Here is a 17,191-nt window from a genome sequence, read left to right as displayed (position 1 = left end):
GTCCCATTCAATTCCTAATGCGATACGTAGCCGGTGTTACACCTGTTTTCTCTTTAAATAATCGATAGAACCTTTTCGGATCCTGAACCCCAACGGCTGCGGCGATATCTGCAATGGATAGGTCACGATTGGAAGGATCAGCCAACAGACGGCAGCTTTGGTTGATTCGCTCATGGGAGAGCAGCTCCGAAAAGGACGCACCGGTATGTTCGCTAACAATGCGTTGTAATTGTCTTGCACCAATTCCCACCTCTTTGGCTAGGCTAGCTAAGGTAATCTTGTCAGCTAATCTGTTTCGAATCGACCGCAGGACAGCTTCCATTCTGTCTTGATTGGGAGAGGATAAAGCTTCATTGTGATCTATGGCGCGTTCCATGACGATGAGCAGCTGGAGGAGTAGTCCGCACATCATGGTTTCGTAGCCAGTCCGCTTCTGTTGGAATTCAATGAATAGAGATGACATCAGTTGTTCGAACTCTCCCGATTGTTCTCTCATTTGCAGCCATTGACCGCCATGCGCAACCAGATCATTGAACCTGTACATATGGTACTGCTCTGGCAGAATGGAGGTAAGAAAATGAAATAGCGATGCGTCGAAGATGCAGTTGCCTATTCGCAGCGGTTTATTCGGATGAGGAGAGGAGGGACGGAAAATATGGGAGATGCCAATTGGAATGAAAAATAAATCGCCTTTGCTGACGCGGATGGTTTGATCTCCGATGTAGTGAAAGCCACTCCCTTCCCACACATAGCTGATTTCATAAAAATCATGCAAATGTTCAGGAAGATCGAAATGTTCGTAAACTTTATTGACGAATATTGCAAATCCATTTTCAAAAAACTCTTCGCCTTTCTCAACGTGCATATCAGGTCTACGCATAGGAACTCCCTTACTTAGTTTAGGATAATGTCATCATATACCTAGTAGATGTCGTTATCAACCAATAACATTGCGGCAATGCCTACGAATTCATAGTTGCTTCCAATGGCTTGGATGCGAAGCGTTTTCGATTCATAACGATCAAGTACATGGCAATCACTGTGAGAATGATCCCGAGTATTCGCAAACCACCCGCGCTGAACGTATCTCCCATTACGATGCTGATTAATAACGAAGAGAGAATGGTACCCAGATATCTGGATGTATTGAACAATCCGGAGGCTACTCCAATGATATCTTTCGGTGAGCTTTGAAACAAAGCGGCTTGCATCCCAACATTATTCAAGCCATTACTAATCCCGAATGCGGCTAAAGCCAAACATACACTGATCATCGGAGAAGTTGGTTGCCATGTCACGATCCATATGGATCCAAGTGTCATCAGGATCGCGGATAGCAGCAAGGCTGGTCGAGGGCCAGATTTATCAATCCATCGACCTGCGAGGGGAGATACGACGAGAGAGCATAAACCTAAGCTAAGCATGAGCAGCCCGGTATGGAACTCACTGACATGGCGTACCATTTGCAAATAGGACGGAAGCCCGAAGAAGAGTGAGTAGAAGAGTACGTTAACGAGCATGTATTCGATATTGACCCTAGTCATTGCCGGATATTTGGCGAATGTGCGCAAAGGAATAAAGGGAGCTGTCGTTCTTAACTCATGCCGTACGAAAAACCCCAGTGAAACGAGGCCAATTAGACCGACGATGACATGCTTTATGGAGATGTGTCCAACTGATTTGGCTGACAGCAATCCTACAAGCAGTCCAAGCAAACTCACTGTGAACAGCAGAATCCCAGGCGCATCGATCAAAGCCAACCATTTTCGAAAAGATAGTTTGTGAGTAAGAGATGTTGCCTGTTGGTCATTGGGAATGAACCTCCACGCGAGTAGATAGCTCGCCACGACGAACGGAATATTGACGAGGAAGATGGCCTGCCAGTCCCACCAGTGAATCAGGATCCCGCCTATGAAAGGGCCAATTGCTGCAGCTCCAGATAGGAATATGGACATGACGGATAGAGCAGTCGCTTGTTTCTCCGTTATATGAATCCGCACAATGGCCATGCCAAYCGCAACCATCATGCTTGTTCCTATCGCTTGTATGATGCGAAACACAAGGAGCAACCCGAAGTAGGGCGATAGCGGAGCTAATAAGGAAGCAATGAAGGCTATAACTAGCCCGGCAAGAAATATCTTCTTGCGACCGAATAAATCACTGGCCTTCCCCATGACAGGCTGCGCGACAGCACTCGCCAAGTAAAATACAAATATGATCCAGGATACCTCTGTAAATTCAAGACGGTACACATTTTGCAGCCTTGCGATAGCAACAGCAATCATCGAAGAATTTAATGGGTTCAACAGCACCCCCAATCCAACTGAAATCAACAACCATTTGCTGCGATTATTCATGTCTGACACCCCCTGTTTACTGATGTCATCGTACTTGAAATTCATTATTTATTCCAATGACTTTTATGTTATGATTTCATTGATTAGAAGGAATGAGTCGGAGGCGGCGGTGAACAATGGAACTACTTCAATTGCACTATTTCATCACGGTGGCTCGATTGGAACATATGACCGAGGCCGCGCAGAGCTTACATGTTACGCAATCGTCTCTGAGTAAAACGATTCAACGTTTGGAAGAGGACCTAGGCGTTCCGCTATTCGATCGAATCGGGAGGAAGCTGCGGTTGAATGAGTTCGGAAGCAGATTCCTACAGCGTGCTGAACGAGCTTTATTTGAATTGGATCAGGGGAAGCAGGAGTTAAGTGATTTATCAAGTCCAGAACATGGCGCTCTCGAATTGGCGGTTACTGCCGCAAGCACCTTGCCCAATATCCTTCGAGCGTTCAGGAAAAAGCGGCCCCATCTCCAATTTCATGTACAAATGCTGTCCACGCAGGAAATGGTGACGCTTCTTCATCGCGGTGAGGTTGATTTTTGCTTGTCCTCACCCCCGGTTCAAGGGGAGGACATCGAATGTCAAATCGTCTGCATGGACCCAATCCTCTTAGCAGTTCCATTTGGGCATCGATTGGCAACCAGAAACAGTGTTTCCTTAAGCGAGCTAAAGAATGAATCGTTTGTCGGTGTAAAGAAAGGCTACGGTACCCGCGATTTAGTAGATTCCATATGTAATTCGGTTGGATTTGAACCGAAGTATGTGTATGAGGGGAATGAACCTGCCAGATTAAGCTCACTTGTGGAAGCTGAGATCGGTATAGCTTTCCTACCAAGCTCAGCAAAGAACTCACGTGAACAGATTACCTACCTACACATCGAAGATCATGAATTGGTGCGGGAAATTGCTTTATTATGGCACAAAAGTCGATACATTTCCCGGGCTGCACAGGAATTTCGTGAAGTTGTGGTCGCTTATTTTCAGGAGATGTCTGGGAATGCTTGATTTTATGGTGGAAGGCGAAAGAAGGGGGAACTATGGAAAGTATTTGTTTCATACACAATGTAAACGATCAAGTTTGGCTCCGTGCAAAGTCTGATCTATAAACAACGGCGGTTGTTTGTATGGAGCAAAATGATTTGCCGCCGTTCATCTAGGCACGAATATGATGATTGTTTAATAGAATGGACTTTGCTTCCTTAAAACACACAATACTTTTTAAGGGGCAGAGCTACAATGAAGTATGTAAATGCAGAATCCATTTTTCCACAAGAATTAATTGAAGAAATACAGAAGTATACACATGGTGGAATCATCTATATCCCAAACCCCAAAGGATTGCATAAGAAGTGGGGCGAAAGCTCAGGGAGCAGAAAATATTTGAACGATCGGAATAAAGAGATTCGCGAAAAATATGCAACTGGTGTTTCTATTGATCAACTTTCTGATCTTTTCTGTCTTTCTAGCTATAGTATAAAAAAGATCATTTATTCGAAAAAATAAAGATCCGAAGGGTCACATCGGGTTATTCTGGTGTGACTTTTTATGTAATAGTTGATTTCTAATTGATTTGTACACACTATATAACCACCTACCTTGATATACTTAGTTTAATTAGAGAGGGGGGAACCGAATGAATAAAGACACTGCGATAATTAAAGATAGTTGGAACGAATGGTCTGAAACATGGTATCAAAGATATAGAGGTAATGGTGCTATTTCACAAATAATTAAGGCTCCTGAATCAGTATTTCATCATACAACGTTTTCGATGATCAAAAAAGCATTCCCAAATTTACAAAATAAACGCATATGTGTTCCTTCAAGTGGTGACAACCATGCAGTATTTGCTTTTCATTTGTTGGGGGCAAGAGTAACTTCATGTGATATTTCTGAAAAGCAATTGGAAAACAGTTTCCATATAGCCAGTGAACATGGTTGGGATATTGAATTTATTTGTGAAGATACAATGAGCTTAAGCAAAATAAATAGTAATGAATATGATTTTGTATATACGTCAAATGGTGTCCATGTTTGGATCAACGATTTAGCGGCCATGTACAATAATATACATAGGATACTTAAACCCAGTGGTTCCTATATTATGTTTGATATTCACCCATTCTTACGTCMTTTTGGTATACGAGCTGCAAAGGAAATAAAAGCTGTAAAACCGTACGATGTGACAGGACCATTCGGAGAAATTCCAACATATAAATGGCGTATACAAGACATTTTGAATGCTATGTTGTCATCAGGGTTAAGCATCAAACATATGGAAGAAATGTATGCCGAAGATGGTTCATTTTGGGTTGACGACTCCAAAGAAGATGTAGATGCATTAACGCAGCAAGAGCTTGAAGAGTTATCGAATTGGCAATCCAATACATTGGCTGGTCTTCCACAATGGTTATCGGTCCATGCTACGAAATAATAGGTTCAGTGGGAGATATACGATATTAATAGTTGAAGTTATTTTTGAAATGAGGGATTGCATTGCATTTTGAAATGAGTACGGCAATTACCCAACTGATATCAGTAGCATTCATGGTCGCAATTTTGACTTTACTTATTAAGCTTTTTAGAAAAAAGAAATCAAAGTAAAGTGATTTAAACTTTAGTGGATACTCTTTACAAACGAACGTACATTCGTTATTGTTTATATGGGGGAATTTCCCAATAACCAAGGGAGTGATCATGTGGAAGTTATCAAAACGAAGATTGAAAGTTCTCTTACAGTCTTGTTGGTATCCAATTATGAAAAGTCTAAAAAGTATTATGAAGATGCCCTTGGATGCGAAGTAAACGAGTTTTGGGCCATTCGAGACAATTTTGGATTAGGATTTAAGTTGATTCAAGCAACCCATATAGAAGACGTTAGACCTAACAAAGGTACTTGGAATACATATGCTTATATAAAAAATCATGATGAATTGGATGCTTTATTCATAGAGCTTAAAACCAATGGGGCAATTATTGTTTCAGAACCTAAAGAAACAGCACATGATTGGGGTACTTKGAAAGATTTCTCGGTTCAAGATTTAGATGGATATGTAATCGGTTTCGGATCGGGAAATAAACTTAATAAAGGAGAGGAATAACGATGTCTTTTTTTAAGAAAATGATGGCTAAAGTAGGGATCGGGAATATTGATATCGATACACAGTTCCATACGGAGGCTTTCATTCCAGGTGAACTGGTAGAGGGCGTTATTATCGCTAAAGGCGGCAGTGTAGAGCAGAAAGTGGACAAAATTTATTTTCAAATTATGACCGAATACCGTAAGCCCTCACCCATTGATAACGAACCGAATCGTATGGTGACAGAAACGGTTGTGATAGCCAACATCCTGTTGGGCGAGAGTTTTGTTTTTGAACCGGGAGAATCGATCGAAATTCCTTTTCAATTCGTGCTGCCGCATGAGACACCGATTTCTATTGGTGTAAGCAAGATCTGGATTCGTACAGGCATGGATATTGACAACGCGGTTGATCCATCAGATCGTGATAATATTGAAGTATTGGCTCATCCGCACACATCTGCTATTTTCGAAGCGTTGGAGGAATTGGGCTTTTATGTACATAAAGCAGAAAACGAATATTTTCCTAAACATAATTATTACCTGCCCTTTATTCAGAATTTTGAATTTGTCCCCTATAAAAATAGCGAATATAGCCGCTCTGTTGAAGAGCTGGAGCTTGTATTCTACCCAGATGAAAATGGGGTTAAAATCCTCATGGAATTTGACCGCAAAGCGCGTGGATTTAGCGGACTCCTAGCAGAAATGATGGATATGGATGAGTCCCATCACCGTTATTATTTCAGCGCCGATGAGCTGGAGGAAGGCACTTCAGCAGTGGCTAATCAGTTCAGAGGCATTTTTAATAATTTGCTGGGTGTGTAACGAGCTTGTCTGGCGACAAGTGCATATGAAGTTAAGAAGGCGGCTGACCCAATTGGATCGGTTGCCTTTTCTTAAAATAAGGGTGGCGATTTTGCAGACTTTGCGCAAGAGAAGTATCCCGGTCGCTCGTCGCACGCTAGCGCACAAATATTGTGCGCTAGAGAAGTATCCAGGTTGATCATCGCACGCTAGCGCATAAATATTGCGCAAGAGAAGTATCTTGGTCGGTCATAGCACGCTAGCGCTCAAATATTGTGCGCAAGAGAAGTATCCAGGTTGATCATCGCACGCTAGCGCACAAATATTGTGCGCAAGAGAAGTATCTTGGTCGGTCATAGCACGCTAGCGCATAAATATTGTGCGCAAGAGAAGTATCCCGGTCGCTCGTCGCACGCTAGCGCACAAATATTGTGCGCAAGAGAAGTATCTTGGTCGGTCATAGCACGCTAGCGCACAAATATTGTGCGCAAGAGAAGTGTCCTGTTCGGTCATCGCACGCTACCTTTTCTTAGTTAACGGATTAGAGATATATGAGTAGGAAAACAAAAAGAGACGACAATTATGCCATCTCTGTAACTAATAACGTGAATATGTTTCATTTAGGTACAAGTTAGTCGCAAAATTTGATTTTATATTTAGTTCCGTCATAGATTTCAATCTTAAACTCCTCTAAAAATTTCCAATTGATGCTGTCTAACCACTCCGCTAGCATTGCTACTCTTTCTACTTCATTCTGGGATTCATCAAATGATAATTTTGATTCATCACCATTATAATACTCTGCTTTGAGCTTCTCGATATCCTCGATATCAAGTAGAGACAATACACCTTCGACTAAGGAACGCTTTGACAAAATAAACACCTCCTAAAATATGAATATCAAATCTATATAGTATAAGGGAAATTTTAACAATTGCTTGTACATAGTTACTAGTAAATAAGTGATTTTTTTAAAATAGTTTTTAAGAGAAAGAGATCATAGGAGAAGACCGGATTAACCCTTGCTGTGCTTAGATTATTTTGGTGTTGTGATGGAGCAGATCGTGTATAATTATACCCATATAGATGGGCTGAAATTGAAGGGGATAATAATGGACGAAGAGGATATCAAGCAACGTATCAAGGATTACCAGCAGGCAGATGGAGTTCGCGCTCTCACTTGCGGTAACAACAGTAAGCACGAGAAATTATACCCTAAGGTTCTTGAACAAGGGTTGGTTCTTCTTTGCCCTAATTGCAATTATACGCAGACGTACATCCCTGATCTCTTTTTTGATGATGGTTTTTATGAGTGGCTGCGGGGCATGAAGAGCCTGATTTAAGAGATAGTCTAGTATGATCCGCAGCCCGTTGCTGAGGGTCTTTTTTTTGATGAAATCATCGATGAAATAAATTTTCAAATGAGGGGGCACTTCAATGCATCCAAGAGCTAATACATTAGGTTTACTTATTAAAGATAACTATATTCTTTTGGAGGAGAAAGAAGGAAGACATTCCAAAGGAATAGGTTTTTACTACCGTCCAATTGGTGGAACAATAGAACTTGGAGAACGATCAGATGAAGCGTTATTAAGAGAATTTAATGAAGAGATGKGTGTTGAAGTAATTATAGTACGATACATCACCTGTTTAGAAAATATCTTCAGAATAGATGATCATATAGGACACGAGATAACTCAGATATACGTAGTTGATTTTAAAGATAAGAGCTTATATGAGAAAGAACATTTTACTGTAGTTGAAGGGGACAAGGTTACTTATGCAAAATGGGTTTCGAAAGAAGAATTAGTTTCAGGGGATAAGATACTATATCCAAATGGATTAACAGATTTGCTAAGGCTGCCGTCACAATTGGTTTGAGAACCTTCTCAACGGGCAGTATAGTCGAAAAAGGAAGTTGAATTCAAATCTCGAATATCTAATGTAATCGTAATAGTTAAAAAAATTGATGACAGACAGGAGTTAGGTACGATGATTAAAGGTTTCGGAGGAATATTTTGGAGAACAAAGAATCTTGAAATTATAAAAAAATGGTACAGCGAAGTGTTGAAGCTTGAAATAGAAAATTGGAATGGGACTATGATAAAACCTCAATTAGGAAATGAGACTATCTTCTCTTTCTTTGCCGAGGATGACAGTTATTTTCCATTAGATCAACAAGTGATGATAAATTTCCAAGTAGATAATCTAGACGAGATGATTATACATCTTGAGCAAATTGGTGTACCTCTTGCCAAGAAAAAAGAGAGTAGTGATTATGGAAAGTTTGTTTGGATCGAAGATCCAGATGGACGATTGATCGAACTTTGGGAGAAATAAAGGGACAAATCATATGTATGGACAAACAATTTGTTTCCATGAATTCGGTGAACCACAAGACGTCTTAGAAGTAAAACAGCGAGAAGTTACGCCACTAATGCCTGATGAGATTTTGGTGGAAATGATTGTTCGTCCGATAAATCCCTCTGACTTGATTCCGATCCGCGGTGCTTATAGACACCGCATCTCGTTGCCATGTATTCCTGGCTATGAGGGCGTAGGATCTGTGATCGATATTGGTAGTAGCGTGTCAAAATCCATGCTTGGCAAGCGTGTATTACCTCTTCGAGGAGAGGGGACTTGGCAGCAATATGTAAAAACATCTTCTTCGTTGTCTATTGAAGTGCCAAATTTCATCTCTGACGATGAGGCTGCTCGATCCTATATCAATCCTCTCACGGCGTGGATTATTTGTAAGGAGCTTTTTAAACGCTCCAACAATTCTTTTCTATTAGTTAATGCGTGTAATTCTGCCATCGGCCGTATTTTTGCTCAATTATCAGTTGTATTTGGATATAGGCTTATAGCCGTAGTGCGAAGTTCAGCGTATACAGAAGAGTTGTTGCAATTAGGTGCATGGCATGTGATTAACTGTTCACAGAGCGATGTCTATAAAACGGTGATGGACGTAACGAGTGGGCAAGGTGTTCATGCTGCGATTGATTCTATCGGTGGAAAAGAAGGATACGAACTAGCACTTGCTGTGCGACGAGGTGGTTTCTTTATATCCATTGGATTGCTATCAGGGCAGCAAGTGGATTGGAAGCGAATCGCAATTGAACTTGATATTCAATCGAAAATTTTTCATTTGCGACAATGGCTACAAGGTATCTCAGTCGATGATTGGCAAAATTCCTTTCTACAGATTTTTGCATTGCTTCGTCAAAAGCAGCTCATCTTAGGAAAGGCTGAAGCGAGGTACAAGTTAATCGAAATTACAAAAGCGGTGCAGATAGCCGAACTATCGGGCCGACAGGGGAAAGTGCTACTTACATGATAGATCCTCATACGATGTACGATTGTTAAATACAGACACTGAGGTAGCTGGTCGTTGACGATCAGCTGCCTTTTCCATGTAAACGGGCTGACCTGCAAAAAAAGATCGTAAATTCAGTCACATCAGACTAGAAATAGTAGGATTCCCCCTGCAGTATTTAGCGAAAAACTCTTATAATAGAAGGTAATTTTTATTCAATATCGTTCTGCCAATTTCGGATAAGGAGACTGAAATTATGTATAAACTGGTCATTGTCGACGATGAACCTGCTGTCCGAGGAGGGCTCAGTAAATTCGTCCAGTGGAGCGACTATGGGATTGTTCTTGCCGGAACAGCGGACGATGGAGATACGGGGCTGGAGCTGATCGAGCGAGTAAAACCCGATATCGTACTGACCGATGTGATGATGCCGGTCATGGACGGGATCCAAATGTCGAGGGAGATTCGAGAGCGGCTCCCTGAGACGAAAATCGTATTTATAAGTGGTCACAATGAAGCCAACCTTTTGCGTTCGGCCTTGCAGGTTCATGCTGCCGATTATATTTTTAAACCAGTCAAACGAACTGAGCTCCAAAAGGTTATTGAAGGTGTCGTGCAAGACTTGCGTTCGGAAGAGAAGGAGCGGCAACGCCTCAAAGACATGGAGGTCAAATTGACCCAGAGTATGCCACTGCTTAGGGAGAAATTTCTAATGGCATTGATCCAAGACGGGGACGCAAAGCCAGAAGTGCTGCGGGAAAGAGCTGCATTTCTCAATCTGGAACTGCCGTTTGAAACGCCATATCTCGTACTCGTTATAACCATTGACGATGCAAGGGAGGTTCTAGGTAGTCGTTCGGAGAGGGACAAGCAGTTGTTGTCGTACTCACTCTTGAACGTCGTTCAAGAACTGATTGATCAGTACCTGCATGGGTATGCATTTGAGAACAGAGCTACTGAATTCGTTGGACTGTTAGTGCTTGATGATCCGATGAAAGACCCGGAAGCAACGCTGCTTTTGCTGGCAGAGGAGATTCGCGACAATCTGAAGCGCTGGCTGAATATCAGCGTTACGATTGGAGTAGGCGAACGTGCCGATACTATCCGGATGCTTCCAGCGTCTTTTCGGCATGCACGGGATGCGGCAGACCAAAAGTGGTACATGGGCAAGAATCAAGTGATCACGATGGACAGTTTAGAAGTTGGAGCTGCCTGTCCGATTCGGTTCGATAGCAGTCAGAGTGAGCGACTGGTATCCGTGCTGAAATCCGGGGAAAAGCAACAATTGGAGTTGGAAATGGAAAGCATTCTCGAGCCGCTGGCGCAAATTCGCAAGGACGGCTTTAAGTACGGCAGGCAGGTAGGACTGCAAATGATCGCTCTCGCCGGCAGGTTGCTGCTTGACCTTAATTTGCTTACCCGTGAGAAAGAAGAGGAGGAAGCTTGGGCGCTTGATCGACTCCTGAAGTTGGAAACGATGGCCGAGTTAAAAACCTTTGTAAGCGATTACCTATTTAGCATATGCTGCTGGATTCAGGAGAAGCGGAGCGGACGATCGAGTAATGTAATCGAACAGATTCAGAAGTTTATTTCCGAGAATTACGCTAAGAACTTGGCCATCGCGGAGATCGCCGCTTACGTTTATCTCAGTCAAACTTACGTCAGCTTATTGTTCAAGCAGGAGACTGGCGAGACGATTTACGAATATTTGATGAAAGTCCGTATTGCGAAAGCGAAGGAATTGCTGGTAGATCCTCGCATCAAGTTCTACGAAGTGTGCGAGCTAGTCGGCTATACGGATCCGAGCTATTTCAGCAAGCTGTTCAAGAAGATGACCGGACTTACGCCAAGCGCTTATCGGGACCAACAATAGGAGAAGAAGTGTTTAGCATTCATAAGGAGTTGATCCAGTGAGAGGGGTTTTGCAAAAAAGAAGGATCCGTCCCTCTAATTTGTGGGAAGGCGTTGTGGCGGCCAGGAGGTGGATGCTCGCCTACGGTCTGATGATTTTCCTGCCAGTATGTATGATGTTGTTCGTGTATTATGAACAGTCTTCCCGGATTTTGCAGGAGGAGGTGACCCAGACCATGCAGCAGACGTTGAAACAGGCAGGTATTAATTTAAGCTCGCGGCTCAACTATGTGCAGAATTCATCCAATTCTATATTTATGAACAATAAACTGTATGAAAATTTGGATCCCGCTTCTCCGATTATCGAGCGTATCGCTCAGTCAAAGGAGCTGCGCAATTTGCTCGAATCGGTTCAAACGGCACCAGACATTGTCAGGGCGCGTGTTTTTACCGATCCGGGGAATTTATACGGATTCGATTTGTTGAATCTTTTTCCGCTAGATAGCTTGAAAGTTCGCCCATGGAACAATGAGGTCATGAACGCTGGCGGCAGTATCGTGTGGACGGGCATCTACGAAGAAAACTATCTGGATTCGGGACCTGCAAGGATTCTTTCTTGTGCTCGATTACTGAGACATCCGCGAAATTTTTCACAGAGTCTTGGTGTGCTTATGCTTGACGTTCCCGAGAAAATGCTTACTGAAATTATTTCCGAGCTTAATTTTCCAGCTCAAAGTCGTGTATATATCGTGGATCGCAGTGGGACTATCATTTACAGCGCGGAGCAATCGGTAATCGGCACTAAGACTGCCCCCGAGAGAGAATCTGATGAAGGAATCATCAAACGGTCTGATAACGGTGTAGAGGTGTTTGAAGTGCGTGCACCCATCCGAGCTGCGGATTGGCGTCTCGTGCTGGAGGTGCCCAAGACCGGCCTGACGCATCGCACAACCACGTTAAGTCAGTGGTCTGGCATAGCGACGGTCGTTGGCATGACGATCATGTTTTTGATTCTCGTGTTCATGTTATTGGCATTCGTTATTAACGGGATGAACCGGCGAATCAAATCGGTCGTCAAGACGATCCGCACGGAAGGTGTTGAAGGGCTGGAGGAGCCGGGAGGCGACTTTCGGTTGCTTGAGCGAGTTGTCGATCATTTGGTGCATCGCGTGAAGGATTTGATGGAGGAGGCCTACCGTTCGAAAATGCTGGAGCGAGAGGCTGAACTTCGTGCGCTGCAAGCTCAGATCAATCCCCATTTTCTCTATAATACGCTGGATACCATTAATTGGTTGGCGATCTCTCGCGAAGCCGATGATATCAGCCATCTGATTGAGAGTCTGTCTGATTATTTCCGGCTTAGTCTGAATAAAGGGAAGGATCATGTGTGCGTAGTGGATGAGCTCGAGCTCTCGAGAGTCTATTTGGAGATTCAACAGAACCGCTTCCCTTCCACATTTGAGTTCGTCATTGAAGCGGATCCAGAGGCGAGTCGGTGCGTCATTCCGAAGCTGACGCTGCAACCCATCGTTGAGAATGCGCTGCTGCACGGCATACGCAAGAATAAAGGCAAAATCGGAATCATTAACATTCACGCGAAGCGGTGCGGAGATGTGCTTGAGATTACCATCAAAGATAATGGGATTGGCATGGACGAGCAGCTAGCTTCCAGTCTGTTGTCTACTTCGCGCCCTTTGCTGCATGCTGAAGGAAACGGCAGCTCGTATGGTCTATACAATGTGAACGAGAGAATCAAGCTTATGGCTGGTTCCGATTATGGACTGACGGTCCGTTCCCGTCTAGGCGAAGGTACTGTTGTGATCGTTCGTCTCAAGGCAATGCAAGAGGAACAAACTAAGTAGGATATGACTAGAAAGTGTCGGATTACCMTCTATATGACGCACTCTCCTGTAGGTACAATAAAGCCATAAGTGCAGGAGGTGCAACCACAATATGAGCGAAATCATCACACATTTGAATGGAAAGGCAGGGGAGACCAAGTTTTCTCGCAAGCGTGAAGGCAGATGGCGTAGGGTATGGCGGAACCTTGATACTTATGTACTGCTGGTGCCTGGGCTGCTTCTACTGCTATTGTTCAAATACACACCGATGTACGGAGTCTTAATCGCTTTTCAGGACTTCAACATTTTTGACGGGATCAGAGGAAGCCAATGGGTCGGATTGGAGCAGTTCCGAAAGCTCATGCAATCGGCAGAATTTATGCAAGTGTTCACGAATACATTGCTCATCAGTATTTACAAGATTGTGTTGCTGTTCCCGATACCCATCCTGATCGCTCTGCTGCTGAACGAAATTAGGTTCCCAGCGTTCAAACGGACCATCCAGACGATTATCTACATGCCTCACTTCTTGTCCTGGGTCATTATCTCTGGCTTGTTCATGACGATATTGTCCCCTTCTGACGGACTTGTCAATACCGTCATCCAATGGTTCGGCGGCGAATCCATACGATTTTTTATGGACAACCACGTATTTAGAAGTGTCGTCGTGTTCACGGCAGGCTGGAAGGAGATCGGCTGGAACGCGATCATCTTCATCGCTGCCTTAGCGAGTGTCGAGCAGGAGCAGTACGAGGCGGCTTCTATCGACGGAGCGAATCGACTGCAGCAGATGTGGCATATTTCGCTTCCCGGCATTGTGCCGACGATTATCCTGATGCTCATTCTGCGCCTTGGTATGGTGCTGGATGCAGGTTCAGAACAGATCCTAACGATGTATAACCCTACCGTCTACGCATCCGGCGATGTTATCGGTACTTTTGTTTACCGAATGGGTCTCGGAAAGATGGATTACAGCTTCAGTACGGCAGTCGGMCTTTTCAATTCGGTCGTCGGCTTTATTCTCATCATCTCCGGCAATTGGCTCAGCAAAAAAACGCTGAACCGCGGAATATGGTAAGGAGGCCTGGCATGCAAATCCGTAAAAGAACATACAGCGACTGGGTATTAGATAGTTTCGTCTACGGCTTCATGATCGTGTTAGGCCTGATTACCTTATTGCCGATGATCCACGTGTTCTCCAAATCCGTCAGTTCGGACTGGGCGCTTGTATCGGGACGAGTGAATCTGCTCCCGGTAGGCTTTCAACTTGATACTCTCGTAAAAGTCGCCACCTCCTACGCATTTGGCCGAGCATTCGTCATCTCGGTTATCGTGACTGTAGTTGGGACACTATTGAGCATATTGGTGACCGCCATTACAGCTTATCCGCTATCTAAGCGGCATTTGCCCGGTATCTCGGGAATCATGGTATTGTTCGTTTTCACCATGCTATTTAACGGAGGACTTATTCCGAATTACCTGTTAATTCGTGAGCTGCATTTGCTAAACAATTTATGGTCGCTCATTTTGCCTGCCATGATCAGTGTTTTCAATATGCTGGTCATCAAGAGCTATTATGAAGTTCTTCCCGAAGCACTTGAAGAATCGGCTCGGATGGATGGAGCCAAAACGCATACGATTTTGTTCCGCATCATTCTACCGCTCAGTATGCCTGTTCTCGCTGCGATCGCCTTGTTCTATGCTGTCGGCTTTTGGAACGATTACTTCAGTCCGATGCTTTACATTAGCGATCCATTATTGAAAACGCTTCAACTTCATCTGCGCGATATCGTGATGGAGAACGATACGGCGAATGCGCTCAACAAGTCGGCAGACGATCTGATGAATATGTCACCGGAAAGTATCCGTGCCGCTACCGTAGTCGCATCTACCGTGCCTATCCTTCTCGTATATCCGTTCCTTCAGAAGTATTTTATTAAGGGTGTATTGATTGGTTCCGTCAAAGGCTAATGCTGCATTAACGCCGGCGGAATCCACCGCTGCTTAATGATAAATTTCACAACATATATAGGAGGGTTTAAAAAATGAAGAAAACGATGAAATGGGCTGCGCTCCCTGTCGCAGTCAGCCTGATGCTGCTTACCGCTTGTGGCGCAAGTAGCGAAGGAGAGAAGGGCAGCTCACCAACCCCGGCCCCGTCTACACAGCCAGCGACTGCCGGCCCCAAGCCTGAACTGAAAGCGCTTATGCGATTGGGCCCTAACTTCGCTAAAGACCCAATCGCCATGATGCTGGAAGAGAAGACCGGGTACAAAGTCAATTACGAAGCACTTCCGGTCGATAAACCGGAGGACAAACTCAATCTGCTGATTGCTTCCTCGGAGCCTTATGATATCGTCTCGACAGCTGGGGACAGCAGTTCCAAAGCGATCTATGCCGACTATGCCAAAAAAGGCGCACTGGTCGATCTAACTCCGCTTATTGAGAAATACGGTAAAAACATCAAAGCATCGTTGTCCAAAGAGACACTGGAAATGGCCAAAGTCGACGGTAAAATCTATGCCATTCCGACGCGAACCCTCGAATCAGTCGGCACCAGTCTGATGATCCGCAAGGATTGGTTGGATAAGCTGGGTCTGAAAGTCCCAACAACGCTTGACGAGCTGTTGGTTGTACTCAAGGCGTTCAAGGAGAAGGATCCTGGTGGTAACGGAGCCAAAAATATTCCGATGGCTATTAAAGGCGACAATCCATTGGTCGACAACCTAGTCGGCGCTTTCGGCATGGTGAACGATTGGAACGATGTGAATGGCAAGTTGGTTCCTCGCGCGATGAATCCTGCTTTTAAGGAATATTTGACTTATATGACCGATCTTTATAAGCAAGGGCTGCTTGATCCAGAGTTTGCGATCAACAAGGACGCAACGGTGAAAGAGAAGTTTACAAATGGTAAGGCAGGCGCCATCGTGTTGCATTGGGCCGACATACCGTCGATTGACGATGCGCTGAAGAAAAATTTCCCAAGCGCCACCTATGCGTACATTCCTGCGCTGACGGGCAAAGACGGCAAGGCAGGTTTGGCACAGTCTTCGGGATTTGATAGGCTGACCTTTATTCCCAAAGCTTCCAAGCATCCGGAAGATGCGATCAAATGGATGGACGCCAAGCTGGAACCGAACACATTCAAAAACATGGCGATCGGTGTAGAGGGCACGCACCATACAGTGAAAGACGGAAATTATTATCCGATTTTGCCGATTTTCAATGACGAGCGCGGCTCTGCCAGCAACTATTTGACAGGCATCGATGAAACCAAATATCCGATCTACTGGCAGGCACGCGTCCGTAAAGATGACAGGCTCTACAAGGGCTGGGAATTCTTGAACAAGCTGCAAAAGCCAGAAGTATTCAAGCAGAATCCGCTCGGTTTAGCGCCGTACTTCCCGAATTACTCCAAGGAAAATGCGCAGCTGAATCAGATGGTTAATGATTATGCCGTCAAAATCATTGTCGGCGGCGAGCAGCTTACAGGATTCGACGCCTTCACAGAAAAATTCAAAAAAGCCGGCGGCCAAACGAGTTACGACGAAATCAACACCTGGTACGCGACCACTCGTAAATAAGGCAGTGCGGCAGTCTGCAGATGACGCTTAGGCGGTGCAGGCTGCCGCATTCGCTGTGCCTTTATGAAAGTATGAGTAAGTAAAGGGGGGATGAATGCTGTAAGTCGAGCAAGATGATATCCATTATGGGAGGGAATTGGGATGATTTCTTTGGAATTATCGAAGAGGTGGAAATTGCACGGTTTTATGATGCTATTTTTTTTTTTTTTTTTTTCTACGACTGACCAATTGACTAACAGGTAATTCCAAATCCTCTGTCGAATTAGTTAATAGCTAATTTGACGGAGGTCTTGCTCTATGCCATTACCAAAAAACCGAATCATTCCTGAAAAGAAAGTTTACTTTCACCCTGAAATTCTTCAT

17 protein-coding genes are annotated in these 17,191 nt (G+C 44.1%); 14 read left to right on the top strand and 3 right to left on the bottom strand.

Annotated features, from left to right (window positions below):
* Positions 1–7: 7 nt before the first annotated feature.
* Together AC1DLM_RS18930 and AC1DLM_RS18925 are read right to left on the bottom strand one after the other, a co-directional pair.
* On the bottom strand, positions 8–880 hold the full coding sequence (locus AC1DLM_RS18930) for an AraC family transcriptional regulator (RefSeq protein WP_477570834.1): 873 nt from the start codon (positions 878–880) through the stop codon (positions 8–10).
* An 82-nt stretch (positions 881–962) separates the two neighbouring features.
* Positions 963–2,357, bottom strand: coding sequence for an MFS transporter (locus tag AC1DLM_RS18925; RefSeq protein WP_477570833.1), 1,395 nt, complete (start codon positions 2,355–2,357; stop codon positions 963–965).
* A 116-nt stretch (positions 2,358–2,473) separates the two neighbouring features.
* On the opposite strand from AC1DLM_RS18925, the gene AC1DLM_RS18920 reads away from it, so the two are divergent.
* The 5 genes from AC1DLM_RS18920 (at position 2,474) to AC1DLM_RS18900 (ending at position 6,257) form a co-directional block, all read left to right on the top strand.
* Positions 2,474–3,358, top strand: coding sequence for a LysR family transcriptional regulator (locus AC1DLM_RS18920; RefSeq protein WP_477570832.1), 885 nt, complete (start codon positions 2,474–2,476; stop codon positions 3,356–3,358).
* 231 nt (positions 3,359–3,589) lie between these two features.
* A complete protein-coding gene (locus AC1DLM_RS18915; RefSeq protein WP_441987202.1) occupies positions 3,590–3,856 on the top strand; it encodes a CD3324 family protein in 267 nt (88 codons plus the stop codon).
* A 130-nt stretch (positions 3,857–3,986) separates the two neighbouring features.
* Positions 3,987–4,787 carry a class I SAM-dependent methyltransferase gene (locus AC1DLM_RS18910; RefSeq protein ID WP_477570831.1) on the top strand — a complete coding sequence of 267 codons (801 nt, stop codon included), beginning with the start codon at positions 3,987–3,989 and terminating at the stop codon, positions 4,785–4,787.
* A gap of 265 nt (positions 4,788–5,052) precedes the next feature.
* Entirely contained in the window at positions 5,053–5,454 is a 402-nt protein-coding gene (locus tag AC1DLM_RS18905; RefSeq protein WP_477570830.1) for a VOC family protein, read from the top strand.
* A gap of 2 nt (positions 5,455–5,456) precedes the next feature.
* A complete protein-coding gene (locus AC1DLM_RS18900; protein ID WP_441987199.1) occupies positions 5,457–6,257 on the top strand; it encodes a sporulation protein in 801 nt (266 codons plus the stop codon).
* 610 nt (positions 6,258–6,867) lie between these two features.
* Here AC1DLM_RS18900 and AC1DLM_RS18895 read toward each other — a convergent pair.
* Positions 6,868–7,110: a hypothetical protein gene (locus AC1DLM_RS18895; protein ID WP_441987198.1), complete on the bottom strand. Its 243-nt coding sequence runs from the start codon at positions 7,108–7,110 to the stop codon at positions 6,868–6,870.
* Between the two features lie 238 nt (positions 7,111–7,348).
* On the opposite strand from AC1DLM_RS18895, the gene AC1DLM_RS18890 reads away from it, so the two are divergent.
* The 9 genes from AC1DLM_RS18890 (at position 7,349) to AC1DLM_RS18850 (ending at position 16,828) form a co-directional block, all read left to right on the top strand.
* On the top strand, positions 7,349–7,579 hold the full coding sequence (locus AC1DLM_RS18890; protein ID WP_441987197.1) for a hypothetical protein: 231 nt from the start codon (positions 7,349–7,351) through the stop codon (positions 7,577–7,579).
* A gap of 94 nt (positions 7,580–7,673) precedes the next feature.
* Entirely contained in the window at positions 7,674–8,117 is a 444-nt protein-coding gene (locus AC1DLM_RS18885) for an NUDIX hydrolase (protein WP_477570829.1), read from the top strand.
* Between the two features lie 111 nt (positions 8,118–8,228).
* The gene (locus AC1DLM_RS18880) at positions 8,229–8,576 is read left to right on the top strand and encodes a VOC family protein (protein WP_441987195.1); all 348 of its coding nucleotides are present in this window, start codon (positions 8,229–8,231) and stop codon (positions 8,574–8,576) included.
* Between the two features lie 13 nt (positions 8,577–8,589).
* Positions 8,590–9,573, top strand: coding sequence for a zinc-dependent alcohol dehydrogenase family protein (locus AC1DLM_RS18875; RefSeq protein WP_441987194.1), 984 nt, complete (start codon positions 8,590–8,592; stop codon positions 9,571–9,573).
* A 235-nt stretch (positions 9,574–9,808) separates the two neighbouring features.
* The gene (locus tag AC1DLM_RS18870; protein WP_441987193.1) at positions 9,809–11,425 is read left to right on the top strand and encodes a response regulator; all 1,617 of its coding nucleotides are present in this window, start codon (positions 9,809–9,811) and stop codon (positions 11,423–11,425) included.
* A 49-nt stretch (positions 11,426–11,474) separates the two neighbouring features.
* On the top strand, positions 11,475–13,265 hold the full coding sequence (locus AC1DLM_RS18865; RefSeq protein WP_477570828.1) for a sensor histidine kinase: 1,791 nt from the start codon (positions 11,475–11,477) through the stop codon (positions 13,263–13,265).
* Positions 13,266–13,356: 91 nt separating this feature from the next.
* Positions 13,357–14,322 (top strand): ABC transporter permease, encoded by a 966-nt coding sequence (locus AC1DLM_RS18860; protein WP_441987191.1) that lies wholly within the window; start codon positions 13,357–13,359, stop codon positions 14,320–14,322.
* Between the two features lie 11 nt (positions 14,323–14,333).
* Positions 14,334–15,215, top strand: a complete 882-nt coding sequence (locus AC1DLM_RS18855) for a carbohydrate ABC transporter permease (RefSeq protein ID WP_441987190.1) — start codon at positions 14,334–14,336, stop codon at positions 15,213–15,215.
* 74 nt (positions 15,216–15,289) lie between these two features.
* Positions 15,290–16,828, top strand: coding sequence for an extracellular solute-binding protein (locus tag AC1DLM_RS18850; RefSeq protein ID WP_441987189.1), 1,539 nt, complete (start codon positions 15,290–15,292; stop codon positions 16,826–16,828).
* Positions 16,829–17,191: the final 363 nt, after the last annotated feature.

It is taken from the genome of Paenibacillus sp. 01T442 (genome assembly GCF_056398345.1).
Note: the sequence above shows the minus strand (reverse complement) of the source record. Positions and strands in the feature narration are given on the sequence as shown.